20 protein-coding genes, 5 pseudogenes, 1 riboswitch and 1 other annotated feature are annotated in these 25,907 nt (G+C 70.3%); of the genes and pseudogenes, 9 read left to right on the plus strand and 16 right to left on the minus strand.

What is annotated here, in order from left to right; translation table 11 throughout:
• Together Ae150APs1_RS29455 and Ae150APs1_RS29460 are read left to right on the plus strand one after the other, a co-directional pair.
• Positions 1-281, plus strand: a 281-nt coding sequence (locus tag Ae150APs1_RS29455) for an integrase core domain-containing protein (protein ID WP_139317649.1), incomplete at its 5' end; no start/stop codon positions are given.
• A 34-nt stretch (positions 282-315) separates the two neighbouring features.
• Positions 316-693 (plus strand): annotated as a pseudogene (locus Ae150APs1_RS29460) (transposase family protein); the annotation flags it as partial.
• 63 nt (positions 694-756) lie between these two features.
• Here the strand turns inward: Ae150APs1_RS29460 and Ae150APs1_RS29465 are convergent.
• The 3 genes from Ae150APs1_RS29465 to Ae150APs1_RS29475 all read right to left on the minus strand — a co-directional run bounded on the left by Ae150APs1_RS29465 (position 757) and on the right by Ae150APs1_RS29475 (position 4,003).
• Positions 757-1,614, minus strand: coding sequence for a transposase family protein (locus Ae150APs1_RS29465; protein ID WP_075302981.1), 858 nt, complete (start codon positions 1,612-1,614; stop codon positions 757-759).
• A 284-nt stretch (positions 1,615-1,898) separates the two neighbouring features.
• Positions 1,899-2,366, minus strand: a complete 468-nt coding sequence (locus tag Ae150APs1_RS29470; RefSeq protein WP_139317293.1) for a hypothetical protein — start codon at positions 2,364-2,366, stop codon at positions 1,899-1,901.
• Complete coding sequence (locus tag Ae150APs1_RS29475; protein WP_249266620.1) at positions 2,363-4,003, minus strand: cytochrome bc complex cytochrome b subunit; 1,641 nt, start codon at positions 4,001-4,003, stop codon at positions 2,363-2,365. Before Ae150APs1_RS29475 ends, Ae150APs1_RS29470 begins: the two co-directional genes overlap by 4 nt.
• Positions 4,004-4,383: 380 nt before the next feature.
• A riboswitch (guanidine-I (ykkC/yxkD leader) is annotated at positions 4,384-4,484 on the minus strand.
• Between the two features lie 125 nt (positions 4,485-4,609).
• Here Ae150APs1_RS29475 and Ae150APs1_RS29485 point away from each other — a divergent pair.
• Positions 4,610-5,856: pseudogene (locus tag Ae150APs1_RS29485) on the plus strand (IS3 family transposase).
• Positions 4,891-5,019 (plus strand) — a sequence feature (AL1L pseudoknot). It overlaps the preceding pseudogene by 129 nt.
• On the opposite strand, the gene Ae150APs1_RS29490 reads toward Ae150APs1_RS29485, so the two are convergent.
• From Ae150APs1_RS29490 to Ae150APs1_RS29515, 6 genes are all read right to left on the minus strand, one after another.
• Entirely contained in the window at positions 5,767-7,089 is a 1,323-nt protein-coding gene (locus Ae150APs1_RS29490; RefSeq protein ID WP_249266621.1) for an IS256 family transposase, read from the minus strand. The pseudogene Ae150APs1_RS29485 and the gene Ae150APs1_RS29490 overlap by 90 nt on opposite strands.
• A gap of 86 nt (positions 7,090-7,175) precedes the next feature.
• On the minus strand, positions 7,176-7,508 hold the full coding sequence (locus tag Ae150APs1_RS29495; protein ID WP_075302985.1) for a type II toxin-antitoxin system VapC family toxin: 333 nt from the start codon (positions 7,506-7,508) through the stop codon (positions 7,176-7,178).
• The gene (locus tag Ae150APs1_RS29500) at positions 7,505-7,735 is read right to left on the minus strand and encodes a hypothetical protein (protein WP_139317297.1); all 231 of its coding nucleotides are present in this window, start codon (positions 7,733-7,735) and stop codon (positions 7,505-7,507) included. Before Ae150APs1_RS29500 ends, Ae150APs1_RS29495 begins: the two co-directional genes overlap by 4 nt.
• Before the next feature lie 115 nt (positions 7,736-7,850).
• Complete coding sequence (locus Ae150APs1_RS29505) at positions 7,851-8,642, minus strand: ABC transporter ATP-binding protein (protein WP_075302989.1); 792 nt, start codon at positions 8,640-8,642, stop codon at positions 7,851-7,853.
• Complete coding sequence (locus tag Ae150APs1_RS29510) at positions 8,639-9,715, minus strand: iron ABC transporter permease (RefSeq protein WP_083680680.1); 1,077 nt, start codon at positions 9,713-9,715, stop codon at positions 8,639-8,641. The genes Ae150APs1_RS29505 and Ae150APs1_RS29510 overlap by 4 nt, the downstream gene beginning before the upstream one ends.
• Complete coding sequence (locus Ae150APs1_RS29515) at positions 9,712-10,566, minus strand: ABC transporter substrate-binding protein (protein WP_249266622.1); 855 nt, start codon at positions 10,564-10,566, stop codon at positions 9,712-9,714. The genes Ae150APs1_RS29510 and Ae150APs1_RS29515 overlap by 4 nt, the downstream gene beginning before the upstream one ends.
• Before the next feature lie 396 nt (positions 10,567-10,962).
• Here Ae150APs1_RS29515 and Ae150APs1_RS29520 point away from each other — a divergent pair, with 396 nt between their 5' ends.
• Genes Ae150APs1_RS29520 through Ae150APs1_RS29535 form a run of 4 tightly spaced genes read left to right on the plus strand, consistent with a single transcriptional unit; the run spans position 10,963 to position 16,471 of the window.
• A complete protein-coding gene (locus Ae150APs1_RS29520) occupies positions 10,963-12,297 on the plus strand; it encodes an MFS transporter (protein WP_083680677.1) in 1,335 nt (444 codons plus the stop codon).
• A complete protein-coding gene (gene asnB, locus Ae150APs1_RS29525) occupies positions 12,297-14,138 on the plus strand; it encodes an asparagine synthase (glutamine-hydrolyzing) (RefSeq protein ID WP_075302991.1) in 1,842 nt (613 codons plus the stop codon). Before Ae150APs1_RS29520 ends, asnB begins: the two co-directional genes overlap by 1 nt.
• A 10-nt stretch (positions 14,139-14,148) precedes the next feature.
• Positions 14,149-15,396 carry a cytochrome P450 gene (locus Ae150APs1_RS29530; protein WP_075302993.1) on the plus strand — a complete coding sequence of 416 codons (1,248 nt, stop codon included), beginning with the start codon at positions 14,149-14,151 and terminating at the stop codon, positions 15,394-15,396.
• Positions 15,397-15,454: 58 nt separating this feature from the next.
• The gene (locus Ae150APs1_RS29535) at positions 15,455-16,471 is read left to right on the plus strand and encodes an isocyanide synthase family protein (protein WP_075302995.1); all 1,017 of its coding nucleotides are present in this window, start codon (positions 15,455-15,457) and stop codon (positions 16,469-16,471) included.
• Here the strand turns inward: Ae150APs1_RS29535 and Ae150APs1_RS29540 are convergent.
• From Ae150APs1_RS29540 to Ae150APs1_RS29560, 3 genes and pseudogenes are all read right to left on the minus strand, one after another.
• Positions 16,401-17,411 (minus strand): annotated as a pseudogene (locus tag Ae150APs1_RS29540) (RtcB family protein); the annotation flags it as partial. The gene Ae150APs1_RS29535 and the pseudogene Ae150APs1_RS29540 sit on opposite strands and share 71 nt — an antisense overlap.
• Positions 17,412-19,355: 1,944 nt before the next feature.
• Positions 19,356-19,727, minus strand: coding sequence for a hypothetical protein (locus tag Ae150APs1_RS29555; RefSeq protein ID WP_075302833.1), 372 nt, complete (start codon positions 19,725-19,727; stop codon positions 19,356-19,358).
• Between the two features lie 516 nt (positions 19,728-20,243).
• Complete coding sequence (locus Ae150APs1_RS29560; protein ID WP_083679920.1) at positions 20,244-21,422, minus strand: IS3 family transposase; 1,179 nt, start codon at positions 21,420-21,422, stop codon at positions 20,244-20,246.
• Positions 21,423-21,737: 315 nt separating this feature from the next.
• On the opposite strand from Ae150APs1_RS29560, the gene Ae150APs1_RS29570 reads away from it, so the two are divergent.
• Positions 21,738-21,998, plus strand: coding sequence for a hypothetical protein (locus Ae150APs1_RS29570; protein WP_139317296.1), 261 nt, complete (start codon positions 21,738-21,740; stop codon positions 21,996-21,998).
• A gap of 519 nt (positions 21,999-22,517) precedes the next feature.
• Here Ae150APs1_RS29570 and Ae150APs1_RS29575 read toward each other — a convergent pair.
• Together Ae150APs1_RS29575 and Ae150APs1_RS31700 are read right to left on the minus strand one after the other, a co-directional pair.
• Positions 22,518-22,901 (minus strand): hypothetical protein, encoded by a 384-nt coding sequence (locus tag Ae150APs1_RS29575; protein ID WP_075303001.1) that lies wholly within the window; start codon positions 22,899-22,901, stop codon positions 22,518-22,520.
• A gap of 18 nt (positions 22,902-22,919) precedes the next feature.
• Positions 22,920-23,120 (minus strand): hypothetical protein, encoded by a 201-nt coding sequence (locus Ae150APs1_RS31700; protein WP_139317295.1) that lies wholly within the window; start codon positions 23,118-23,120, stop codon positions 22,920-22,922.
• A gap of 744 nt (positions 23,121-23,864) precedes the next feature.
• Here Ae150APs1_RS31700 and Ae150APs1_RS29585 point away from each other — a divergent pair.
• Positions 23,865-25,148 carry an IS256 family transposase gene (locus Ae150APs1_RS29585; protein WP_075303005.1) on the plus strand — a complete coding sequence of 428 codons (1,284 nt, stop codon included), beginning with the start codon at positions 23,865-23,867 and terminating at the stop codon, positions 25,146-25,148.
• An 81-nt stretch (positions 25,149-25,229) separates the two neighbouring features.
• Here Ae150APs1_RS29585 and Ae150APs1_RS29590 read toward each other — a convergent pair.
• Both Ae150APs1_RS29590 and Ae150APs1_RS32390 read right to left on the minus strand, forming a co-directional pair.
• Positions 25,230-25,706 (minus strand): annotated as a pseudogene (locus Ae150APs1_RS29590) (DDE-type integrase/transposase/recombinase); the annotation flags it as partial.
• Between the two features lie 12 nt (positions 25,707-25,718).
• A pseudogene (locus Ae150APs1_RS32390) lies at positions 25,719-25,907 on the minus strand (IS3 family transposase); the annotation flags it as partial.

Here is a 25,907-nt window from a genome sequence, read left to right on the forward strand (position 1 = left end):
CTGAGCGGCTCGGCGAAGCTGGTGTCGTCGCTTCCGTCGGGTCGGTCGGCGATTCCTATGATAACGCGATGGCGGAGGCATTCAACTCGTTGTTCAAGGCCGAATTGATCCGCAACAAGGGGCCGTGGGCGGGGATCAGCGACCTTGAACTCGCGGTCGCCGAGTACGTCGACTGGTACAACCACCGCCGACTACACGGCGAACTCGGCTTCGTCCCGCCGGTCGAGTACGAGATCCATAACGCCACCACCACGACCGCCCGGCAGCCCGCCGGAGCATGAGAACTCAGCCTCTACCAAACCCGGCACTTGACACCTCGCTGATCCGTTCGGCCGACTGATGTGGGCGGCCCCACCGTTACCGGGGTCCACCCACGATCTGACCGCCGCCCGCCGTACCGGCGCCATCGACGCTGTCACCAGCCAGAACATCCAGGCGTGGGCGGACAAGGCCTACCAAGGCGCCGGGGGCACGGTCCGGACCCCCTACAAACGCCACCGGACCCGACCGCGCCTGTCACCCGGACAGAAAGCGGTGAACCGTGCTCACGCCCGGATCCGGTGCCGGGTCGAGCAAGCCGTCGCCGAACTCAAACGCTGGCACGTGGTGGACCGGTTCCGCTGCTGTCCCCACCGCGCGCACACCATCATCGCCGCGATCACCGTCCTGAACCGCATCGAAACCCGCCGCTGACCAGCACAAACACGATGGAAAAGGCTCCTTGTAGTCAGTGAGCCTTTCCCGGTAGGCGGTTGATCATGTTGTGCGGCCGTGTTCGATGTGGAGAAGGACGAGCGCGGCGGCGGTGATGTGGCCGATCCGCCACGGGCACAGGCTGACCCGGCGTAGCACTTTGAAAGTGGTCTTGAGCAGCGAGTTCCCGCGCTCGGTGGTGGCCCGGACGGCGGAGTGGAGCATGTTCACCGTCTGCTGGTCGACGTTGAGCCGGTCGCCGTTTGGTCTGTGGGGCTTCTTCGTGATCGGGCAGGCCAGTCGGGTGGTCTCGCCCTCGTAGCCCAGGTCGGGGAGAGTGACGTGCTGCTGGTCGGTCCAGGCGTCGAGGGCGGGCAGCAGTTCGGGATGGGCGCGGGCGCAGGTGGTGTCGTGCTCGCGGCCCGGCCGTGCCGGTGAAGTCCACAGCGGCCACCCGTCGGGAGCTGTGATGACCTGGATGTTCCCGCCGTGACGGCGGTGCTTGCCCGACCACCACAGATCCACCGGTTTCTCCTCGGCGGTGGTGGACGGGCCGACGGCCTTGCTGCGGTCGGTGCGGATCAGGGTGCCGTCCAAGCCGAGGTGGGTGTGCCCGGCGAGGCGGGCCGCGAGTAGTGCCCCGTGCAGGCCCGGCGCGGTCGCGGCGAGGACGTCGATTCCCTCATGGAGGTATCGGTAGGCGGTGGAGCGTCCGATCCGGTTGTCGGCGGCGAGCTGGGCGACCCGGGTGGAGTCGAGGAACCAGCGCAGCACCATCACCGCCTGTCGCCACGGCGACAGGGCCCGCCTGCCTGCACGGGTACCGAGATCACGGCGCTGAGTTGCGAGAAGCCGCGCGAGATGGGTGCAGGTGTGCTCCCCGATCGGGAGCACTGCGGTGTAGGTGACAGGATCGGACATGCGGGACCTCGGTGTGGAAATCGATCTTTGAACGGACCGACTCTTCTACCGAGGTCCCGCACTCGTCTGCCGGCATCTCCGCGCCACCGGCGTGTCGCCGCAGCCCCAGCTCAACCCACTACCGAGAAAGGCTCATCGTCCACAGCGGGTGTCCCCCCTGCCTGGAGATGTGGTGTGCGCCAGAGACGCTCTCCATCCCACCGGTTCCTGCCACCTGCCCGGGGAGGCGCGGGCGTCGACGGTCCGCTCGGTCACCGGTTCGTCTGCGGGCCCGGGCGAGGTCTTCACCGAGTTCCTCGAGTGCGCCGGGGTTTCGCGGTGTCGACTGGGAGGCCACCGGGCGCGATCCTGAGGGCGAAATGGGTGGCCGCCCGGTACTGGATGGGGAGTTCCTGCAGTAGAGGCGCTGCGACGGTGACCACCGACTCCGCGTGGATGGGGCCGAACACCGCGATCGCCCATTGCCGGGCTTCTGCGTCAGGTAGGGCCAGCGGGGCGCCGCTGGCTTTGTCCGTCCGTGTCACCGCCAACCGCCATTCCGACATGCTGCTGTCTACCCGGTGGACGGCCGAGCAGAGTGAGAGAACGTCACCGTTCCGGCTGATGCGTGCGTAGGCGAACTCGGTTCCAGGGGCGACCCTGTTCACGTCGAACGCGTCGCGGAGGTGGAAAACGACGTCGGGAAAGCGCTCCTGCAACGCATCGATCTCCCGGTCTTCCAAATGGTCACGTCGCCGTCGCCATCGGATCATGGCGCAGCCCCCCGCCCGGCGGAGCGCTCAGCCCGCCGCGCCGCCTCCGGACCGTCGCCGCCGGCCCTGGCCCGTTCGTCGGCCTCGGCCCGTTCCCGGTCCCGCAGCTCCTGCCGGGCGCGTACAAGCGCCTCGGTCTCCGCGGGCGGGTCCGGGCTGAACAGGCTGCCGGGCACCGGCCTCCCGGCAGCGCCCAGCTGGTTCATCCGCTTCGGCACGGAGGCGCCCTGGTAGTCGAGCACGACCGGGTGGCCGTCCTTGTCGAGACCGGCCAGCGGCTGGTGCAGCTCGATATACTGGCCGTGTGGGAGCCGCGTGATGATGCCGGTCTCCAGGCCGTGCTCCAGCACCGCGCGGTCGGAGTTCTGCAACCCGATGCACCAGCGGTAGGCCACCCAGTACACGATCGGCGGCACGATCAGCAGCCCGAGCCGCCCCGCCCAGGTCGTCGCGTTGAGCGAGACGTGGAAGAACAGCGCGATCCAGTCGTTGAACCCGCAGAGCACCAACCATAGGTAGAACGCGATCGCCATCGCCCCCAGCGCCGTCCGGACCGGCACGTCCCGGGGTCGCTGGAGCAGGTTGTGGTGCGCCTGGTCGCCGGTGAACCTCCGCTCGATCCTCGGATACGCGGACGCCACGGCGAATAACACGGGCAGGAACGCCGCGGTCGGCAGGAACGCCGACGGGATCGTGTACGTGTCGAACAGGTAGAACTCCCACGGCGGGAAGATCCGTCCCATCCCTTCGGAGAAGAGCATATAGAAGTCGGGCTGCGACCCGGCCGAGACGTGCGAGGGATCGTAGGGCCCGAAGAACCAGATGCGGTTGATCTCGAAGAGTCCGGCGATGAGAACGAGGACACCGGTGACGACGAAGAAGAACGCGCCACCCTTGGCGGCGAACTGCGGCATGATCCGCACACCAACGACGTTGTTCTCTGTCCGACCGACGCCGGGGAACTGGGTGTGCTTCTGGTACCACACCAACCCCAAGTGCACCGCGATCAGCGCGAGGATGACCCCGGGCAGGACCAGCACGTGAATGATGTAGAGCCGCGGGATGATCTCCATGCCCATGAACTCGCCACCGAACAACGCCCAGTGCACCCAGGTGCCGACCACGGGTACGGACAAGGTGATAGCGGAGGCGATGCGCAGACCGACCCCGGAGAGCATCTCGTCGGGCAGCGAGTAGCCGGTGAAACCGGCAAAGGTGCCGAGCAGGATCAGGTTCACCCCGATCACCCAGTTCGCCTCACGCGGCTTGCGGAATGCTCCGGTGAAATACACACGGAACATGTGACAGATCATCGAAGCGACGAACAGCAGCGCCGACCAGTGGTGGAGCTGCCGCATGAACAGGCCGCCACGCACCTCAAACGTCAGCTCGAGGGCCGACTCATAGGCCCTCGACATGTGCACTCCGCGCAGCGGGTCGTAGGGGCCGTTGTAAACGACCTCCTCCATCGAGGGATCGAAGAACAGCGCCAGGTACACGCCCGACAGAAGAACGATGATGAAGCTGTAGAGAGCAATCTCGCCCAGCATGAACGACCAATGGGTCGGGAAGACCTTGTTGAACTGTTTCCGCACCCCGGCCGCATAAGCGAAACGCTCGTCGGCCTGATCGAGCACCACTGTGCTCGTCCCCGGCGACTTCGGTCTCTTCGCCAACGCATCGGTTGAGTTCATATCTCGGAGCTTCCTCCTCAAATGCTCAGTGGGGGCCAGCCTGCAGACGCGATTCCGCCCCGGCTCCTGCACGGATCGTCAATGACGTTCGGTGGACCAGATCGGCCCACTCGGTGAGGGAATCGAACCGTAGGGCCACGTAGGGCCGTCCGCCGCCCGGGGACGGCAAAATCGGCCGCGGGAACCACCAGGGCGTGGCACCTGTTGACCAGGGGCCATGACCCTGCACCGGTCCACAGTAAACGACGACAAGCCGGTGACAGACACGGTCGGAAGCCCTCTCGCCAGACACCAGCAGCGGGAGCGACTGATGCCAACCAGTTGCCTCCCGGGCTTTTGTCCCGCCGTGGGACGGCCTCGCGGCCGCCTGCATCTCTCGGACCAGACTCCCGAGGGACGGGACGGAACCCTAGACGCGCCCCACCATCGTGGTGGATCGCATCGCACTCTAGCCGCTCGTCCGGTTCTCGTCGCATCAGCGTCCGAGGCGTGGCCGTGTCTCGCGCCGGGTTTGATGGAGGGTGTCAAGCCAGGAGATGATGAGCAGCGATGGCAGCCCCACGGAAGCACCCCAACGAGCTGCGGGAACGAGCGATCCGGCTGGTCCTCGACGCCAAGGCCGACCCTGTCAACGCCGGCACGAACGTCTGCCGCCGTATCGGTGACCAGCTGGGAATCCTTCCGGAAACCCTGCGCGGCTGGGTGAAGCAAGCCGAGATCGACGCTGGATCCCGGCCTGGGACGACGACCGATCAGGCCGCTCGGCTGGCGGAGCTGGAGCGGGAGACCCGTGAACTCCGCCGGGCCAACACCATTCTCAAGTCCGCTTCGGCTTTCTTCGCGGCGGAGCTCGACCGCCCGCAACGGTAGTCACCGACTACATCGACAAGAACAGGAACGAGTTCGGGGTCGGGCCGATCTGTGCCGTGCTGAAAGACGCCGGTATCCCGATCGCCCCGAGTGCCTACTATGCGGCGAAGACCCGTCCACCCTCGGCCCGGGCGGAACGCGACATCCTCGTCTCCGCCGAGATCGCACGCGTGCACGCCGAGAACTACGGCGTCTACGGCGTCCGGAAAGTCTGGGCACAGCTGGGCCGCGAAGGCGGCGTGGACGACCGGCCGGTCGCGCGGTGCACCGTCGGCCGGCTCATGAAAGCCGCAGGCCTGCGCGGTGTCCGGCGGCAGCGGGTGCCGCGGACCACCATCCGTGCCGACAGCCCCGACCTGCGCCCGGACCTGGTCGAGCGCGACTTCACCGCGACGGCCCCGAACCGGTTGTGGGTCGCCGACATCACCTACATCTAGACGCATTCCGGTTGGGTGTATGCCTCGTTCGTCTTGGACGCGTTCTCCCGGAGGATCGTGGGTTGGCAGCTGTCACGTCATCTCTACACCGATCTCGCCCTAGACGCACTCAACATGGGGATCTGGATCAGGGAACGCAGCGGTGCAGATCTGTCGCGGTTAACGCATCATTCGGACCGCGGTGTCCAATACGTTGCCATTCGCTACACTGAGCGGCTCGGCGAAGCTGGTGTCGTCGCTTCCGTCGGGTCGGTCGGCGATTCCTATGATAACGCGATGGCGGAGGCATTCAACTCGTTGTTCAAGGCCGAATTGATCCGCAACAAGGGGCCGTGGGCGGGGATCAGCGACCTTGAACTCGCGGTCGCCGAGTACGTCGACTGGTACAACCACCGCCGACTACACGGCGAACTCGGCTTCGTCCCGCCGGTCGAGTACGAGATCCATAACGCCACCACCACGACCGCCCGGCAGCCCGCCGGAGCATGAGAACTCAGCCTCTACCAAACCCGGCACTTGACAGGCGACCAGGTGCGGGCCGTTGACCGCGCGCCAGCGGTCCTGGGCGGCTTCGATGAGCTTGAACGCCATCGCCAGCCCGGCCGCGCGTGAGCCCGGCCTGCGGGTGACCCGGGTGCGGTGTCTGACGGTCGCGAACGTGGACTCGATGGGGTTCGTGGTGCGCAGGTGGATCCACTGCTCGGCCGGGAAGTCATAGACCGCGAGCAGTACATCGACGTCGTCGGTGACCTTCGCGGCGGCCTTGCCGAACTTCGCCCCGTAAGCGGCTTCGAACGCGCGTACCGCGTCCAGGGCGTGGCGGCGGTCTTCGGCGTTCCAGATCTCTGCCAGCGCCTTCTTCGCCCCCGGGTGCGCACTCTTGGGCAGTGCGGCGAGGACGTTGGCGGTCTTGTGGACCCAGCAGCGCCGCTCCCGGGTGGTCGGGAACACCTCCCGCAGCGCGCCCCAGAACCCCAGCGCGCCGTCCCCGACCGCGGGCACCGGGGCGCGCATGCCCCGGCGTGCGCAGTCGCGCAGCAGGTCCGCCCACGACTCGCAGGATTCGCGGTAGCCATCGGTCAGTGCGACGAGCTCCTTGCCGCCGTCGGCGCGCACCCCGATCAGCACGAGCAAGCACAGCTTGTGTTCCTCGAGGCGGATGTTGACGTGGATGCCATCGGCCCACAGGTAGACGTAGTCCGCGCTCGAGAGGTCACGAGCGGCGAAGGCGCGTTGTTCGGCCTTCCAGGTCTGGGTCAGCTTCGTGACCGTCGACGCCGACAGGCCCGCGCTCGAGCCGAGGAACTGCCCGAGGGCGGGCACGAAGTCACCCGAGGACAGGCCGTGCAGGTAGAGCAGCGGCAGCACCTCGGTGACCTTCGGGGTCTTGCGGCACCACGGCGGCAGGATCGCTGAGGCGAACCGGCGGCGTTCGCCGGTGTCGGGGTCGGTGCGACGGTCGTTGACCCGTGGTGCGGTGACCTCGACCGCCCCGGCGCTGGTGAGTACCTCGCGCGGTTGGTGGGAGCCGTTGCGCACCACCAGCCGTCGGCCGGTCTCGTCGCGCTCGCCCGCGAACTGGGCGATGTAGGCGTCGACCTCGGCCTGCAACGCCTGAGCAAGCATCCGACGGGCACCTTCACGGACAAGCTCGTCGATCAACGACGGCCCGTCGGGGCTGGGCTGATCAGCACCGGCGGGTCCAGGAACTACCGTGAGCACGGGTCGTGCCTTCCCGACCGGCGTGGGTACGCCGGCCTTGCTTGAGAGCCGATCAAGATGATCGGGAGGGTACGACCCCTCCACAGTCATCCACAGGTCTCAAGCATTGCTCCAACGCAGGCAGCGTCGTAGGGAGTGATGTTGTCTTGGAGCTCCCAGATGCGCTCCAGTAGCGGAGCCAGCGGCATGCGGCGTATGGGGAAATCCGCCAGGTGCCGTAACGTGGCGGGTATCGCGGCATACAGCACGGAGCTGCGGCGGGCCATACCCCGGAACGCGGAGACCACCTCAGCGTCGAGGTGAGCAGGAGCGAACAGGGCGTCGCCGGTTGTCAGGCGAGCCGCGACCACATCGCGACGAGAATCGTCGGCCGCGTAGAAGGCGGCCAGTACCGAAGCGTCGATCACGGCCAGGCTCACGAGGCTTCGCGCACCTCCCTCACCACCGCGGTCGCGGCGTCGAAAGTGAGCCCGCTGCCCTGCGGCGGCTGGTAGGAAGCCACGTAGTTGTCCAGCCGGGTCACCTGGGCGACCTCGGCGAGCCGGTCAACCACGAATGCCGACAACGACTGCCGGTTCGCCTCGGCAGTTGCTGCGAGCGCGGCGTAGACATCGTCGGGCACATCCCGCAGATTCATCCGCTTCATGGCGCCACTATGGCGCCAATCGCAGTCGCAGGGCAACGGGGTGGTTTCGGGGATCATCTGGCGTCCGGGTGCGGCTGCGGTTGTGGCTGTCAGGACGGTCTCCGAGGCCGGTCAGTCACGGGGTGGCTTGACCGGGGTCCAGCTCGCGCAGCAGTACCCGGGGCGCCCCGGTCACGGGGTCCGCGACGATCGAGCCGTCTACGCGGAAGTGCGCCGCGAGCAGCCCGGGGGTCAACACCTCGGTCGGTGCGCCCAGTGCCGCGATGCGGCCCGCGGACAGCACGGCGACCAGGTCGGCGTACTGGGCGGCGTGGTCGAGGGAGTGCAGCGCGGCGACGACGGTGATCCCGAGGTCCCTGGCCAGCCGCAGGACTCCGAGCTGGTGACGGGGGTCGAGGTGGTTGGTGGGCTCATCGAGCACCAGGACCCGGGGCTGCTGGGCCAGCGCACGGGCGAGGAGCACCCGTTGGCGTTCCCCGCCGGACAGCTCCGACAGCGGACGGGCGGAGAACGCGGTACAGCCGGTGCGCTCCAGCGCGTCGGCGACGACGGCGGCGTCGCCGGGGCCGGGACGCCCGAACGTGCCCAGGTGCGGGGAGCGACCGAGCATCACGGCCTCCCACGCGGTGAAGTCGAACCCGCCGGGGTCGTCCTGGGAGAGCACCCCGACCGCGCGGGCGTTGTCGCGGTGCGGCATCGCGGCCAGATCGTCGTCGCCGAGCAGCAGATGCCCGCGCACTGGCTTGAGCACCCGGTAGAGGCTCTTGAGCAGGGTGGACTTGCCCGATCCGTTGGGCCCGACGAGGGCGAGCACCGCGCCGTCGGGGACGGTCAGGGTGGCGTCGTGCACGACCGGGTCCCCGCCGTGGCCGACGCTGACGCCGTCGACGACGAGCCGGGAGCTCACACCCCCACCGCCCCGGTCGCGCTGCGGCGCAGCACGTACAGGAAGAAGGGCACGCCGATCGCGGCGGTGAGGATGCCGATCGGGAGCTCGGTCGGGGCGAGCACGAGACGGGCGGCGGTGTCGGACCAGACGACGACCAGCGCGCCGAGCAGCACGCACACCGGCAGGGTGCGGCGGTGGTCGGCGCCGAACAGCAGCCGGGCCAGGTTCGGCACGACCAGCCCGACGAACCCGATGCTGCCCGACACCGCGACGACCGCCCCGGTGAGCAGCCCGGTGAGGACGAACAGCGCCGCTCGCAGCCGGGTCGGATCGGTACCGAGAGCCGAGGCCGCGTCCTCGCCGAGTACGAGCAGGTTGACCCGGTTCGCCTGCCACCACAGCGGGACCAGCAGCACTCCGACCACCGCTGCGGACAGCCCGAGCAGGTCCCAGCGGGCCCCGGCCAGGCTGCCGAGCATCCAGAACAGGACCTGCTGCTGGGCATCGGTGTTGCGGGTGCGCAGCAGCAGGAACGAGGTGACACCACCGAGCAGCTGCCCGACCGCTACCCCGGCGAGCACCATCCGGGTCGCGTGCAGCCGTCCACGGACCCGGGACAGGACGAAGACGCCCACCCCGGTGAGCACCGCACCGGCGAACGCGGCGGCGGGCAGGGTGAACAGCCCGGCCGTCGCGGTGCCGATCGTGGTGATGACCAGGACGGCGCCGACCGAGGCACCCGACGACAGCCCCAGGATGTAGGGGTCGCCGATCGGGTTGCGGACCATCGCCTGCACCAGCAGCCCGGCGACGGCCAGCCCCGCCCCGACGACGACGCCGAGCAGCACCCGCGGGGTACGCAGCTCCCAGACGATGAAGTCCTCGGCCCGGTCGATCCCGGAGGAACCCCCGGCCAGGTGGGCCGTCACGGCGTCGAGCACCCTGCCGGGCGGGATCGACACGGGGCCGAGCCCGATCGCCACGACGACCGAGGCCAGCAGGGCGAGCAGCAGCCCGGTGAGCACCGCCGCCGACGGGCCCCACCCGAGCAGCCCCCCGGCCGCGGGAACCCTGACGTCGTGGGTGGTCATCCAGCGCCGTGGATGCCCTTCGCGATCGTGGCGACGGCCTGCCCGTTGAGCACACTGGGGGACAGGATGATCGACTGCGGGACGGTGACGAGCCGGTTCTCCCGCACCGCGGTCGTCGAGACGAGGGCGGGACTGGACCGGATGGCCGCGGTCAGCTCGGCGTCGCTCTGCGGCGAGAACCCGGTGATCACGACGATCGCCTGCGGGTCGAGCGCGGCGACCTGCTCGGCGGACAGGCTCGCGAAGTCGCTGTCCTGGTCGGCGGCGATGTTCTGCCCGCCGGCGAGGGTGATGATGCCATTAGCGAGGCCGGAGCCGCCCTGGGTCATCAGCGGCTGACCGGTCTGCGGGGCCGAGGACAGCGCCAACACTCGCACCGGCGCGGTGCCGGGGGGAGGCGTCGCAGCGGCGACCTGGGCCCTGATCCGGTCGGCGAGCTGCGTGCCCTGTGCCTGCGCGCCGAACACGGCCGCGGCCTGCTGGACGAACCTGTAGGTGTCGTCGATGTCCTGCACCGGCGAGGGTGCATCATCGCAGGCCACCAGGCTGGCCGCGCCGGCCTGCTGCAGCCGCTCCAGCGAGGGGGTGCCGGCGAAACCGCCGAAGCTGTAGCTCGAGATGCCGACCACGAGGTCGGGCTTCGCCGCAACGACCGACTCGGTGTTGCCCTGTCCGGGGTCCAGCACCGGGATCGAGTCGAGCTCGGTCCGCTCGGCGCCGGTGAAGGCAGTGAAGAAGTCCGGGGCCGCGGTACCCACGATCCGCTCACGCTGGCCGAGCTCGGTCAGGATGGCCGCGGCGCCGCCGTCCATGGTGACGACGCGCTGCGGTGGAGTCGTGAGCTGCGGCACCGGCGGGCAGGAAGGGGCGGCCGGGTGGCCTGCCCCGCCCGTCGAGGAGCCCCTCATCCCCTCATGTCCCGCATGCTCGCCGCCGTCCTGTCCGCCCGCGCCACACCCGGCTAGCAGTAGAGCCGTGGCAACGGCCAGCGCCGTCGTGATGACCTGCCGGTGTCGTCGCACCCTCACACGTCCCTCATGCCGTACTCGTCTCGAACACCTCACCAGTCGGCGGCCGCGGGCTCTCGGTTCCGTCGTTCGTCGTCACGACGGTGTGGTCTGGATCGCGCAGTTTGGGCATAACGCGGGAACCCAACCACGTGTGGTGGCGACTCCTCAGTCGACGGTGTGGCGATCGGAGGTGCGAAGTTAGTCGGGGACGGGACAGTATCGGAGCCAGCCGGGCAGGTGCGTGACGACCGGGCCGCGGTCGCGGTCGCGGGTCTGCTGTCGTTCGTGGCGATGTTCGACATGAACGTCGTCACCGTTGCGCTGCCGCGGATCGCGGAGGGTTTCGGCGCCGATCCCCGGTCGGTCCAGTGGGTCGTGCTTGCGTATGCGATCCCGGCCGTGGCGCTGCTGCTGCCGGCGGGGCGGTGGCTGGACCGGGTCGCCGTGCGGCCCGCGCTGCTCACTGCGGTCGGTGTCTTCGCCGCCGCGAACCTCATGGCCGTGGTCGCGTGGTCGCTACCGGTGCTGGTCGGGCTGCGCGCGCTGCAAGGTGTCGGCGGCGCGGTGCTGATGGTGCTCATGCCGGTGCTCGCGATAGCCGCGGTCGCCCCGCAGCGCCGCGGCCGGGCGATGGCGGTACCCGCGACGGCCGGGCCGATCGGCGGGGTGCTGGGCCCCGCGGTGGGCGGGCCGATGATCGAGATGGTCGGCTGGCGCGTCGCGTTCGTCCCCGCGGTACTGGTGTCGCTACTCGCTGTCGTGTTGGTCCGCCGGTCCCGGATCCCCGCCGGGAGGTTCACCGGACCGGACGGGCCTGGCCTGGCCGACGCCGCTCTGCTCATCACCGGTCTCGGACTCGCGTGTGCGGTCGCCACCGGTGTCCTCACCGGTCCGGCGGTGGTGGCCACGGCGGTCGCGGTCGCGGTCGCTGCGCTCGCCACGTGGGCGTCGCGCCCTGGGGCCCGCTCGGTCGCCGCGGCGCTGCTACCGCGTGGCGCTGCGCCCGCCGTGGCTGTGGCCCTGCTCGCCGGAGCGTTCGCGGCCGCCTCATACCTGGTCGCCGTCGGAGTGCAGGCGGGAGGATCCGGCCCCGCCGCCGCCGGGCTGGCCCTGTTGGCGTTCCCGCTGGGGATGGTCGTGGCCGGGCCTGCGGCGGGCCAGCTCGCCGATCGCTACTCCCCGCGTGCGGTCGCCATCGCGGGCGTCGTCCTCGCCGCGGTCGGCTTCGCGCTGCTGGCCGTGCTGCCCGATGCGGAGTCCTGGAACCCGGTCGATGTCGCCTGGCGGGTGGCGCTGGCCGGGCTGGGCACCGGCCTCTATGGCGGCCCTACCCAGGTGCTCGTCCTCGCCGGGGCCGCGCAGGACCGGATGGCGACGGCCGGTGCCGGCGTGCAGTGCGCCCGCGCGCTCGGTTTCGCGGTCGGCCCGGCCGCCGCGGCGCTCGCCTGGAACACCGAGGGCACGGTGCTCGCCACCCGCCCCGCCCTGATCGTCGCGGCCCTCACAGCCGCCGGCGCCGCGCTCGTGCTCATCCCGTACCGCGACCGTCCCACCACCGAGGAGGATCCCTGATGTGTGGCATCGCCGGCCTGGCAGAGCCCGTCGCCGTCGCCGACCCGGCGGCGCTCCGAGCAGTCGCCGAGGCCATGACTGCGACCCAGACCCCCCGCGGACCCGATGCCGGTGGGGCCTGGCACGACGAACGCGCTGCCCTCGGCCACCGCCGCCTCGCGGTCATCGACCTCGACGGCGGGGCCCAGCCGATGCTCGCCGGCAGCGAGGGCACCCGCACCGTCCTGTCCTACTCCGGTGAGGTCTACAACCACCACGAGCTGCGCGCCGCGCTGCGTTCGCGTGGGTACCGGTTCGACTCCCGCAGCGACACCGAGGTGGTGCTCGCTGCGTACCGGGAGTGGGGGCTCGCCGTGCTCGACCGGCTGGAGGGCATGTTCGCGTTCGCGGTGTGGGACCAGCCGATCGGGCGGCTCGTGCTGGGCCGGGACAGGCTCGGCGTCAAACCGTTGTACTGGGCGCGGACCCCGACCGGTGGCGTCGCGTTCGGCTCCGAACCGAAGGCCCTGTTCGCCCACCCCGGTATCGACCCGGTCGCCGACGTCGAGAGCCTCCGCGACGGGTACTCGCTGTTGTTCTCCACCTGGCCCGGCGTCTACGCCGGTGTCGCGGAGGTCGAGCCCGGCGGGTGGCTGCTGTTCGACGCCGACGGTGTGCGCACCGGCCGCTACTGGCAGCTGGAGCTGCGTGAGCACGCCGACGGCCCCGAGGCGCCCGCCGACCACGTCGCGGCGCTCGTCGAGCGGGCCGCCCGGTCCCGGCTGGAGGCCGATGTCGAGATCTGCAGCCTGCTCTCGGGCGGGCTCGACTCGTCGGTCGTGACCGCGTTCGCCGCGGCCGAACTGCGCGACCGCCGCGGGCCCGACGCGGTCCTGCGCTCGTATGCCGTCGACTACGCCGACCAGGCGCGCGAGTTCACCGGCGACGTCCTGCGTACTGGGCACGACACCCCCTACGCGGCCGAGGCCGGTGCGCACATCGGCACTGACCATTCGGTGACCGTGCTCGACCCGGCGGCGCTGCTCGACCTGGAGCACCGGCGCGCCGTCGTCGCGGCCCGGGACTCGCCGATCGGCGTCGGGGACATGGACACCTCGCTGTACCTGCTGTTCGGTCGGATCCGCGAGCACTCGACGGTCGCGCTGTCCGGGGAGGCCGCCGACGAGGTGTTCGGCGGTTACCCCTGGTTCCACGCCGAGCGTCCGCGGGCCGCGGCGACGTTCCCGTGGCTGCTGGTCACCGGCGACGACGCGGCGGTCCCGCTGCATCCCGACCTCGCGGCCGCCATGCGGCTCACCGAGTTCCGCGCCGACACCTACGCCGACGCGCTCGCCGCTGTCCCGCACCACGACGACGAGTCACCCGCCCAGCACCGCTCCCGGGAGCTGCAGCACCTGTCGCTGACCCGCTGGGTGCGTCAGCTCCTGCACCGCAAGGACCGGCTGTCGATGGCGCACGGCCTGGAGGTCCGCGTGCCCTACTGCGACCACCGGCTCGTCGAGTACGCGTTCTCGGTCCCGTGGAGCGAGCAGACCCGCGACGGCCGGGAGAAGTCGCTGCTGCGCAACGCCGGGGCGAAGCACCTGCCCGAGTCGGTGCTGTGGCGGGCCAAGAACCACTACCCGGCCACCCACGACGCCGGCTACGCCACCGGGCTGCAGGAGCTGGCCCGCGACGCCCTGACCGTCGACGGAGTCACCGACGTCGTCGACCGCGCCCGCATCGACCCGCTGCTCGACGCGCCCGCGGAGGGGCTCGACTGGGGCACCCGGCTGCGCCTGGAGCGGGTCGTCGACCTCGCCCTGTGGCTCGACGTCGCCCGCCCCGAGCTGCGGATCTGAGAGGACGCCGATGACCTCCCACCACGAGACCGAGCCGGTCCCGCTCGTCGGACCGGACTACAAGTGCGACCCCTACCCGCTCTACGCCGAGCTGCGCGAGCGCTGCCCGGTCCACCGGGTCGCATTCCCGTCCGGTGTGCACGCCTGGCTGGTCACCGGGTATGACGCCGCCCACGCGACCCTGAACGATCGGCGCCTGGGCAAGGACCACGGCCTGGGCAACGACGGGTGGCGGGCGCGGGCGTCGATCATGCCCGAACCGCAGCACTCCCAGCTGCAGGTCCACCTGCTGCACCAGGACCCGCCCACTCACACCGTGATGCGACGGCTGGTGACCGAGTCCTTCACTCCGCGGGCGGCCGAGGAGCTGCGCCCACGGCTGCAGGAGATCGCCGACCGGCTCCTGGACGACCTGACGGTCACCGACGGGCCGGTGGACCTGGTCGGAGGGTTCGCCGCCCACTTCCCGTTCGCCGCGCTGGTCCTGGCGCTCGGGCTGCCCGACGAGCTGGCGTCGGGGTTCCGGCGGGAGTGGGGCGGTGTCGTCGCGCCGGTCGGGCCCACCGACCCGCGCCGCGCCCACTACGAGGGGCTGCTGCACGGGCTGCAGGACTACATCGCCCGTGTCGTCGACGGCGTGCGGGACCTGCCCGGCGGCGGGCTGCTCACCCGTCTGGTCGCGGCCCGCGACGCCGACGAGTTCACCGCGGAGCAGCTCGACTCCATGGTCTTCCAGCTACTCGTGGCCGGGCAGGAGCCGGTGACGAACCAGATCACCACCGCGCTGGTCGCGCTGCTGCACCGCCCCGACGAGCTCGACCGCCTCGCCGCCGACCCGGCGCTGCTGCCGCGCGCGGTGGAGGAGCTGCTGCGCTACGATAGCGCGTTCGAGCTCACCACCTGGCGGTTCCTCGCCGAGACCGACGATCTGCACGGCCGCGAGATCCCCGCCGGGGACTCGGTGATCGTGTCGCTGTGCGCGGCCAACCGCGACCCGCGCCGCTTCGACCGAGCCGACGAGCTGGTGCTCGACCGCAGCCCGAACCCGCACCTCGCGTTCGGACACGGCATCCACTTCTGTCCCGGCGCCGCGCTGGCCCGCGTCGAGCTGCAGGTCGCGTTGGGCAGCCTGCTCGCCCGGCTGCCCGGCATGCGGTTCGCCACCGATCCCGCCGCACTCGAGTGGACCCCGGCCGTGCTGGGCCGCGGTGTCCGCGCACTGCCCGTGACCCACGACGAGTCGGCGCACGCCCGCTGACCCGACCGACACCCACCACGCCGTCGCCTCCCGTGGCGACCCGCCGATCGGAGCATCGTTGATCGCCTGTGCCCCGGACCCGGTCACCGACCGGACCCGCACCGACGCCGTCGTCGAGGACGTCCTCGACATCCTGCTGCGCCACCGGCGCGCCCCGCGCGACGAGCCGGCGCCCGAGCCCTCCGTCTTCGATCCGCAGCGCGCCCAGATCCGGGCCGCCGTCACCGCCGGTACACCACTGCGGCTGGTGCTACCGGCGTTCCCCTGCAAGTCCCCGAACCCGGCCAAGGTGCTCGGCCGGCTGCCCGACGCGGGGGAGCGGCTGTCGCTGCACCACCTGGACCGCGTCCGGGCCGAGATCGCCGCCGTGCACGAACCGGGTGCGCGGGTGCTCGTCTGCTCCGACGGGCACGTCTTCGCCAACCTCATCGGAGTGCCCGACCTGCACGTCGATGACTACGGCGCCGCACTCCGCGAGCTCGCCGCGACGGAGCGGCTGCCGGGCTTCGAGTTCTTCGACCTGTTCCACGCCTACCCCGACCGCAGCCACTCCGAGCGCCGTGCGCTGCTCGACCGGCTGTGGGCGCCGTCGGTCGAGCAGTTGCGACAGCGTTGCCGCACCGACCCCTCTGAACGCGCGCTCTACCTGGGGATCGTGCGGTTCCTCGTCGAGGACGCCGGCGACCACGAGGGCAGCCGCGCCGCCCTGCAGCGCCGCTCCCGGGAGCGCGGCTACCGGGTCGTGGCCCGCAGCAACGCCTGGAGCGCGCTGGTCGCCGATCGGTTCCCCGACGGCGTGCGGCTGTCCATCCACCCGCATCCGGCCGGCTCGTCGAAGCTGGGTGTGCGCCTGGTCCCGGCCGACGACACATGGACGACCCCATGGCACTCGTGCGCGGTGCGGGGGCGGGACGGGACCTGGTCGCTCCAGCGGGCCGACCGGGCCCGGCGTTCGGGCGGCCTGGTCAGCCGCGCGGGACGACCTGACCACATCGCCTCCAGGGTCAGCCCTTCACGCACAGCACCGTGCGCAGGCGGTGCTCCACCCGGACCAGGTCGGTCTGCTGCGCCATGACCGTGTCGAGGTCCTTGTACGCGCCGGGGATCTCGTCGATCACGCCGGCGTCCTTGCGGCACTCGACGCCCTCGGTCTGGGCCTGCAGGTCGGCGACCGAGAACTGCCGGCGCGCCGCCCCCCGCGACATGCGGCGCCCGGCCCCGTGCGACGCCGACCGGTAGGCCTGCTCGTTCCCCAGCCCGGACACGATGAACGACCCGGTGCCCATCGAGCCGGGGATGATCCCCTTGCGGCCGCCCTCGGTGGAGATGGCGCCCTTGCGGGTCACGATGAGCTCGACGCCGTCGTAGGTCTCCTCGGACACGTAGTTGTGGTGGCAGGACACCTCCGGCTCGAAGCCGATCGGGCGGCCCAGCGACCGGACCAGTGCGGCATTGAACAGCTCGATCATCACCCTGCGGTTGAGCCGCGCGTACTCCTGTGCCCAGTGCAGGTCGGCCCGGTAGGCCTCCATCTGCGGGGTGCCGGCGAGGAACACGGCCAGGTCGCGGTCGGGCAGCTCCTGGTTGTGCGGCAGCGCCTTGGCCTTCTCGATGTGCAGGTTGGCCAGGATGTTGCCGATCCCCCGCGACCCGGAGTGCAGCATCAGCCAGACCCGGTCGTCACCGTCGAGGCAGAGCTCCACGAAGTGATTTCCGCCCCCGAGCGACCCGAGCTGCTGGTGCGCCTTGCCGCGCAGCTTGTCCTCACTGGTCCAGGACGCGTCGCGCAGATGGTGCAGCTGGCCGAAGCCGCGCCAGAACCCGGCCCAGTCGAGCTCGTCGTCCATCCCGAGGCGGGCCAGATCCGGGCCCTCGCGGTGCCCGGCCCGGCCGACCGGGACGTCGCGCTCGATCTGGGCGCGGACCCGCGACAGCGAGACCGGCAGGTCGGAGGCGGTCAGGTCGGTCCGCACCGCGGACATGCCGCAGCCGATGTCGACGTGGGGTGAAGCCGGGGCAGGATCCGGTGTTGGGGAAGTACACGTCTCCGCGGGCGTTGTTGCATCATTGGCGGCAGGTGGAGCGGATCACGGATCTGGAGATCGGTGCGGTCCCGGCGGGGGTGGGGAAGTCGGGGCATCCGCAGGGGTTCGCGGCGACGGTGTCGGCGCGGCTGTTGGTCGGGGATGCTGCGGGTGAGGTGGTCACGTGTACGGCGACGGAGGGGGCGAAGATGAAGGCGTGTGATGTTGCTGCGTATGCGGTGGCGAAGATCTTGCGCCCGATCATGGACGCCGCCGCTGTCGCCGCTACGGCGGCCCCGCCTGCAGCGGCCCCGCCTGCGGTATCGGCGGGTGCCGCTGCTTCTGCTCCCCCTGCCTCTGCTCTCGTCCCTGAGTCAGGGCGGCACGGCGGCGTTGCGGGTGGTGCCGGCCCGGATCATGCCTCACCTCAGCCTGCTGGTGGTCCGGCTGCCACTGGTCCGGCTGGTGGTGGGGTGGATGCGCGGGTGGTGCGGGAGTGGGCTCGCGTGAACGGTTATGTGGTCGGGGAGCGTGGCCGGCTCCCAGCGCAGGTCCGGGCGGCTTATCTCGCTGCGTCGGCCGGGTCGGTGCCCGGCCGGTGAGTAGGGGCGGATGACTATCCCCGACGACGACGACGACGACGACGACACCGACGCCGACGCCGACGACGCCGACGCTGCTGCTGCCGCGGCGGCTGGGGCTGCGTCGGCTGGGGCTGCGGTGGGTGAGATCGTGCGGGTTCGTCGGGTCGGGGATGCGGTGCGGTCGGCTCGGCGGGCGGCGCGGGGGGTGGAGCCGCATCCGGTGTGGGGGCAGCGGGAAGCGGATGCGCTGTCGGCTCTGGGGGTGGTGGCGGCGTTTCTGGATCATCACGCTCACACTGATGTCGCTCGGGTGGTCACCGACACGCTGCTCGCTTCCCTCAGTTCCCTCGGCTTCCGCGCCGGTTGTGGTGACCTCTCCGGTTGTGGTGACCGCGCTGCTCGTGGTGACGTCGGGGATCCCGCGGACCGCCCGACCGGCCCGGCCGGCGCGGGTGGCCCGGCAGGCGCGGGTGGCGCGGCGCCGGCCGGTGCTGTTGGGTCGGGCGCTGCTGGTTCTCGGAGTCGTCGGGGGCCGGCCCGGCGTGGCGTCGCCCATGACGGGGATGTCCCTCTGGCGTTGTGGCCGCTCGCCGACCCTGCCGGCCCTGCCGGCCCTGCTGACTCCGGTGGTGAGGTCGCGGTGGCCGTCCCGTCTGTCCCGGCGGTGTCTGCCTCGGCGGTGTCTGTCCCGTCGGTGGGGGTGGTGCGGGCGTGGGCGCAGGCTCAGGGGTATGCGGTGGGTGCTCGGGGGCGGTTGTCGGGGCAGGTGCGGGATGCGTATCTGCGGGCGCATCCGGAGTTGACCGATCCCGGTCGTGGTGGGCTCGGTCCGGGCTGATCCGCTGTGCCCGGCCCCCCGGGGGCCTGGGGGTTTTCTGGATCGTTTCCAGTTTTATGGGGCGGGTGTAGAGCCGCCGGTTCGGGTCGGAGCCGGCACCAGTGAGCGTTTTTCGTCCTGGTTGACGACACCAAGAGACAGGCGCTCGCTAACAGCGGAGGTGCGCGTGTGGATGCTCTTACCGCAGGTCATGCGGGCGATCATCCGGTGGGGGGACACCGCGGGAGCGTCGCTGTGACCCGCACGAACGGCAGGTTGGAAAACACTCAGTGTCTTCCTTCCTGGTTCTCAAGATCGAGCCAGTGTTCAGACACTCCGGCAAAGCGGGGGAACCTCAGGGGATGTGGGAGAGCCCCGCTCCGGGGGGTGGGCACCCTGTGCGTCAGTGCCGTGGTCCCTCGGGGCGGGGCTCTGTCTGTGTGCGGTCTGTGTGCTGTTGGTGGTCAGGCGAGCAGACCGCGTGGTCGCCGGGTTGGTAAAGGCTCTACCCAGCGTGCCGTGGGGTCGGGGTTGTTACTTGTGGCCCTTGACGGTGTCTCCGGCGGCGCCGGTCTGGGCGCAGTTGTCGGACTGGTCGGTGACCGAGTGTCCGGACTTCGCGGTGCCGGATCCGAGGATCCCGAGAGCGCCGGTGAGGCCGTTCGCGGCGGCGGCGTCCTCGATGGGGACCTGCAGCCCGATGAGGTTGAGCGGGATGTTGTTGTTGCAGGCCTGGATCGGGACGTTGACGTTGTTGCCGTTGAGGCCGGCGATCAGGCCCTCGGCGCTCTTGTCGATCCCGTCACCGTGGTCACCGCTGTGGGTGCCGTGGGCCATGGCCACCGGCGAGAGCGCCATCAGTGATGCGGCCGAGGCGGCGACGACGATCCCGGTCTTCTTCCACATGGGGTATGTCCTCCTGGTTGTTGCTGGCACGTCGGATACGAGGGGAGCCCGTGCCAGCTGCAACGAGAGGGTTCAGGTGGGGTAACTGCAGGTCAAACACTGTCACCCGGCCCGCGCGCGGCGCGCGCGGACTGTTTCCGCGGTCGAAGTCTCGACCACCCGTATGGGGCATTTGATCGGACACGGGACACGGTCGTGTCACGCACTGTAGTTATGTCTGGTGTGTCCTGATCTGTCCTGGTTCGGCGCAGTCCGAGGACCTCCGAGGACCTCCGGGGACCTCCGGGGGCGTCCGGCGGGGGGGGTGCTGGGTGAGGGGGTGGGCCGGGCCGTCGCCGGAGGGGTGGGCGGCCCGGCCCTGGTGGGCGGTCGCGGGTGGCGTGCGCTCCCCAGCGCGCCGGGTGGGTGCGACCGCTGAAGACCCTGAAGACCCGAACACCTTCAGTGTGACGTATCGCACTGCGTGGGGGAAGGGTGTTGTCGTGGGTGCGGTGCCGGGGTGATGTTGACCCCGGTTCACGGACACGCCGGTGAGGAGATCAGACCCGGCGGGCGGCTAATGGTCTCGAACTGTTCGGGGCTCATCCAGTCCAGTGCGGAGTGTCGGCGGCGACGGTTGTAGAAGCCCTCGATGTACTCGAAGATCGCGTTCGCGAGCTCGATGCGAGTGCGCCAGCGCTGCCGGTCGAGCAGCTCGGTCTGCATTCGGCCCCAGAAGGCCTCGGCGACGGCGTTGTCGTAGGGGTCGCCGACGCTGCCCAGCGAGGGCAGCAGGCCCGCTCTGCGGGCCCGTTCGGTGAAGGTCCATGAGGTGAATTGGGTGCCGTGATCGCCGTGGATGATCCCGCCGGGCACCTGCCCGCTGGTGCCGCGCGAGTCGATTGCCATCCCGAGCGCGGAGGTGGCCAGGTCCGCTCGTTGACGGGAGTCGATGGCCCATCCGACGACCCGCCGGGAGAAGGCGTCGAGGACCACGCAGCAGTAGAGCTTACCCTCGCGGGTGGGGTGCTCGGTTATGTCGGTGACCCAGAGCTGGTTCGGGCCGTCGCGCCGGAAGTTCCGCTTGACCAGGTCGGTCACGGTCTTCGCGGGAGGGACCCGTTTCGCTCTGCGCCGCAATGGGAGCCCGGCAAGGCCGGCGCGGCGCATCAACGCTGCGACGGTCTTGCGGGACACGACCACGCCCTGGCCCAGGACGAGTTCGGCGCGGATCCTCGGTGCCCCGTAGGTCTGCCGGGAGGCCTCGTGGACCGCGGTGATCTGATCGACCAGCCAGGCCTGTCGGATCGTGCGTGCCGAGGGTGGGCGACTACGAGCTTCGTAGAAGCCCGCCCGGGACACCCCGAGGGACAGACAGGCCTGCTTCACCGGTACGCCCTCAGCGGCCAGTTCCGCGACGAGGGCGAACCGGGCTTTTGGGGGCACCACCTTCTCCACTGCGACCGCCGCCTTACGCAGGATCTTGACCTCGGTCTCCAGCTCGGCGATCCGCGCCTCGGCCGCGGTGAGCGCGGCGGACTCGACCTGCTCCGGGATCGGGGTCTTGAGTCCGCGCTCGAGCAGATCCCGGGACTTCCAGCGATGCAGGCACGACTCCGCGATGCCCAACGACGTCGCCACATCACGCACTGAGCGTCCCGAGGCCAGCAAATCAAGGGCGCGTCGCCGGAACTCCGGCTGGTAGGGCTTCGGCACGACGGACGATCTCCTTCACAAGATCGTCGGACCCTACGTCTCCTCACTTCTGCGTCCGCCGAGCGGGGTCAACATCAATCCCGGGGTCAAGGCCCGACGATGCCGCAGGTGACCGCTCCGTCAGGCTGGCACTCGGCCTCGGCGACGCCCGCGCCGTCCTCGAACTCGACCCTGATCACCCGGTCACCATCGGGAGCTAGCGGACCGCATCGACCATCCGACCCGGGCCAGCTCGTCGGACCGGCGTGGCCGGGCCTGTCCGGACGAACCCTCCGCCGCCAGCCCTCTCGGATGGCCGCGGATAGACTCGGCTGCATGTCCTCACCTGAGCTCGGGCGTCGTGTGCGTCAGCAGGGCGCAGACATCGACTCGCTCTATGAGATCAGCGAGCGGATCGACACCAAGATCGACAACCTGTCCGGCGATGTCACCGACATCCGCCGGGATGTCGAGTCCCTTCGGGGGGATGTCGACAGCGTCCGTGCGGACAACGAGCGACGCTTCGACGCGCTGGATCAGCAGCTGCAGAGCAACCGAGAGCTGCTCACCCAAATCCTGCAGCGACTGCAAGCCTGATTATCGCCACGACCCACAAGCTTCCTGCCCATGGCGGAAGTGCTCGGTCGGGGTTCGATCGGCTGAGCGCCGGGTTGCTTGGGGTCGGATACCGCGCGGAACAGCATGCCGGGCCGCCGAGCCCGACCCGCCAGCCGTCGCCGAGCGCGCTCAGGACCACTATCGAGTCGCCGATGACTCGGTCGCGCGCTCTCTGACGTCGAGTCTGAGTCGTCGCGTCGGCCCCGTAGCCATAGTCGGGACGGCAGCCGCAGCCACGGTCCGGTGGCCGCTGGATCGATCGCGCTCGGGCCACGTAGAGGACCTTGCTGCTTGGCGTGGCCGGTTCTGCCCGATGCCTATCTGGGTGAGTGCTCGGGTTCGCGTGGAAGTGCGGGCTGCCGCGTGATCGCTCCGCAGAGCTGCGCGATCACTTGCCACTGAGCTGTCGCTGGGCACGTCGAGTGGTTGAAGCGGGAACCCGGCGCTGTGGCCCGACGGCCAGCTGCGGCGTGGGTTCGGTGGTGGACCGGGCGCCGTCTACAGGAGGGTGATCTCGACGTCGGGGTCGAGGCGGGTCAACCGATCGGGATCGGCACTCAGCGCAGGCCAGCCGCGTTGGCGGGCGGCGTGCACGACGTGGCCGGCGAGTGCGTCGAAGGCGTCGGCGTGGTCGAGCACCGTGGTCACCACGGCGGCGGCGTCGACGTCGAGTTCGCTCACGATGACCGAGGGGTGGCCGATGAGCTCGGCCAGCTGTGGGCCGGACTCGGGTAGCACTGCGCGGACCTCGGTCAGGGCGAGGGAGGGCAGGTAGAGCGCGATCCCGACCTGGCGGGCGGTCGCGATCCATGCCACCGCGCCGAGGTGCCCGCGAACGAGGGCGGCCAGGGCGGAGGCGTCGAGGACCTTGCCGCCGATCACACGCGGGTCATGCCGCGCTCAGGCAGCGTCGTCGACGGGCAGGGTCCGGCGGATCTCGGCGTCTCCGGGCCACTCCAGGTCCAGGTCAGCGTAGATCGCGCGGTAGTGCTCCAGCGAAGGGGCACCGTGACGCGAGACCATCCGGGACACGACCGTCGACGCGCGGATCTCGGCATCCCCCAAAGGAGCGCCGTGCGCGCGATGGTCCTGCTGAGTCACCCAATGATGGTAGCGCGTACCCGGGCCGTGTCGGGGGACGCCCGAGACTGGCGCGCGATCCTCAGGCAGCGATCGAGGCGACCTGCGGGGCCCCGAGCATCGGGGACGAGATCCTGCCGGGCCCCGGGCGGGGGTTCTGCTCGCGCGGTTCCGGAGCGTGTCTCGAGTCAGGTAGCCGGACGGCCGCGGAGCCTGCGGCTCGATCAGCGTGGCGAGCGTGCGCAACTGGGCAGATCCGCGACGAGGAGAACGCCCGTTATGACTCGGCGCAGACCGTGCCGCGGGCGGCCTCGACGAGCTGCTCTGCCTCGTCGCGCGTTACGGAGTAGGACCCGGAGGAGAACCGCTTGATCGCGGTGTCCACCACCTGGCTCTGCGGCCGGCCATCCGTCAGCAAGCTGCACGTGTTCGCGCCGCGCGTCGCGACTCGCTCATCGCTACCGACGAGAGCGGGCGCGATGCGCCGCGCCTGCTCGACGAACGCCGCCTCCGGCGCGCTGAGAGCCGCAGGGACCGCGCTCGTTGGGGAGGGAGGGGCCGATGCTCCACTACACCCCGCTGCCCCGAGGGCGGGGACGAGCAGCAGGGCGGGGATAAGGACGCGGATCACCCGCCTATCCTGCCCTGCTCCACGGAGCAATGCTTGAGACCTGTGGATGGTCGGGGAGGGTCGTACCCTCCCGGTGATCTTGACGGTCCTCAAGCAAGGCCGGCGAGCCAACGCCGGCCGGAAGGGTACGACCCGTGCTCACCGTAGTTCCCGAACCTGGCGGCGGCGATGAGGTCCGCCGCGAGCACAGCCCGGCCGTGATCGACGAACTGGTCCGCGAGGGCGCGCGGCGGATGCTTGCCGAGGCGTTGCAGGCCGAGGTCGACGACTACATCGCCCGCCACGCCGGCGAGCGCGACGAGCACGGCCGCCGGCTGGTGGTACGCAACGGTTCCCACCAGCCCCGCGACGTGCTCACCTCGGCCGGAGCGGTCGAGGTGACCGCACCCCGGGTGAACGACCGGCGCACCGATCCCGACACCGGCGAGCGACGCCGGTTCTCCTCGGCGATCCTGCCGCCGTGGTGCCGGCGCACCCCGAAGATCACCGAAGTGCTTCCGCTGCTCTACCTGCACGGCCTGTCCTCGGGTGACGTCGTGCCCGCGCTGGGGCAGTTCCTCGGCTCCACGGCCGGGCTCTCCGCGGCCACAGTCACGAAGCTGACCCAGACCTGGAAGGCCGAGCAACGCGCCTTCGCCGCCCGCGACCTGTCCGGAGTGGACTACGTCTACCTGTGGGCCGACGGGATCCACGTCAACATCCGCCTCGAAGAACACAAGCTGTGTCTGCTCGTGCTGATCGGGGTCCGCGCCGACGGCCGCAAGGAACTCGTCGCTCTCGCCGACGGCTACCGCGAGTCGACCGAGTCATGGGCAGACCTGCTGCGCGACTGCGCGCGTCGCGGCATGCGGGCCCCGGTACTCGCGATCGCCGACGGCGCGCTGGGGTTCTGGGGCGCGCTGCGCGAGGTCTTCCCGGCCACGCGGGAGCAGAGGTGCTGGTTTCACAAGATCGCCAACGTGCTCGGCGCCATGCCGCGCTCCGCCCAACCCGGGGCGAAGAAGGCGCTGGCCGAGATCTGGAACGCCGAGGACCGCCGTCACGCCCTCGACGCCGTGAAGTCCTTCGAGACCACCTACGGCGCGAAGTTCGCCAACGCGGTCTCCAAGATCACCGATGACCTCGACGAGCTGCTGGCGTTCTACGACTACCCGGCTGAGCACTGGCAGCACCTACGCACCACCAACCCGATCGAGTCCACCTTCGCCACCGTCCGGCACCGCACGAAGATCACGAAGGGGCCGGGATCCCGGGCGGCCGGGCTGGCGATGGCGTTCAAGCTGATCGACGCCGCCCAGGACCGCTGGCGCGCGGTGAACGGCCCGCACCTGGTCGCACTCGTCCGCGCCGGCGCCACGTTCACCGGCGGCCAGCTCGTCGAACGACCCGACGACCACCACCAACCGGAAGCCGCCTAAGAGGTCGCGCGGATTGATCACAGCTGGGTCGCGGCCGGGTGTCGATGGTGTCAAGTGCCGGGTTTGGTAGAGGCTGAGTTCTCATGCTCCGGCGGGCTGCCGGGCGGTCGTGGTGGTGGCGTTATGGATCTCGTACTCGACCGGCGGGACGAAGCCGAGTTCGCCGTGTAGTCGGCGGTGGTTGTACCAGTCGACGTACTCGGCGACCGCGAGTTCAAGGTCGCTGATCCCCGCCCACGGCCCCTTGTTGCGGATCAATTCGGCCTTGAACAACGAGTTGAATGCCTCCGCCATCGCGTTATCATAGGAATCGCCGACCGACCCGACGGAAGCGACGACACCAGCTTCGCCGAGCCGCTCAGTGTAGCGAATGGCAACGTATTGGACACCGCGGTCCGAATGATGCGTTAACCGCGACAGATCTGCACCGCTGCGTTCCCTGATCCAGATCCCCATGTTGAGTGCGTCTAGGGCGAGATCGGTGTAGAGATGACGTGACAGCTGCCAACCCACGATCCTCCGGGAGAACGCGTCCAAGACGAACGAGGCATACACCCAACCGGAATGCGTCTAGATGTAGGTGATGTCGGCGACCCACAACCGGTTCGGGGCCGTCGCGGTGAAGTCGCGCTCGACCAGGTCCGGGCGCAGGTCGGGGCTGTCGGCACGGATGGTGGTCCGCGGCACCCGCTGCCGCCGGACACCGCGCAGGCCTGCGGCTTTCATGAGCCGGCCGACGGTGCACCGCGCGACCGGCCG

The sequence above is a fragment of the Pseudonocardia sp. Ae150A_Ps1 genome, assembly GCF_001932315.1.
Lineage (GTDB): Bacteria > Actinomycetota > Actinomycetes > Mycobacteriales > Pseudonocardiaceae > Pseudonocardia.

Excerpts from the sequence above, each read along its gene's own strand:
- Ae150APs1_RS29465 (WP_075302981.1), bottom strand. The coding sequence starts at position 1,614 with ATGTCCGATCCTGTCACCTACACCGCAGTGCTCCCGATCGGGGAGCAC.
- Ae150APs1_RS29470 (WP_139317293.1), bottom strand. The coding sequence starts at position 2,366 with ATGATCCGATGGCGACGGCGACGTGACCATTTGGAAGACCGGGAGATC.
- Ae150APs1_RS29500 (WP_139317297.1), bottom strand. The coding sequence starts at position 7,735 with ATGAAGCGGATGAATCTGCGGGATGTGCCCGACGATGTCTACGCCGCG.
- Ae150APs1_RS29510 (WP_083680680.1), bottom strand. The coding sequence starts at position 9,715 with ATGACCACCCACGACGTCAGGGTTCCCGCGGCCGGGGGGCTGCTCGGG.
- asnB (WP_075302991.1), top strand. The coding sequence starts at position 12,297 with ATGTGTGGCATCGCCGGCCTGGCAGAGCCCGTCGCCGTCGCCGACCCG.
- Ae150APs1_RS29530 (WP_075302993.1), top strand. The coding sequence starts at position 14,149 with ATGACCTCCCACCACGAGACCGAGCCGGTCCCGCTCGTCGGACCGGAC.
- Ae150APs1_RS29555 (WP_075302833.1), bottom strand. The coding sequence starts at position 19,727 with ATGTGGAAGAAGACCGGGATCGTCGTCGCCGCCTCGGCCGCATCACTG.
- Ae150APs1_RS29570 (WP_139317296.1), top strand. The coding sequence starts at position 21,738 with ATGTCCTCACCTGAGCTCGGGCGTCGTGTGCGTCAGCAGGGCGCAGAC.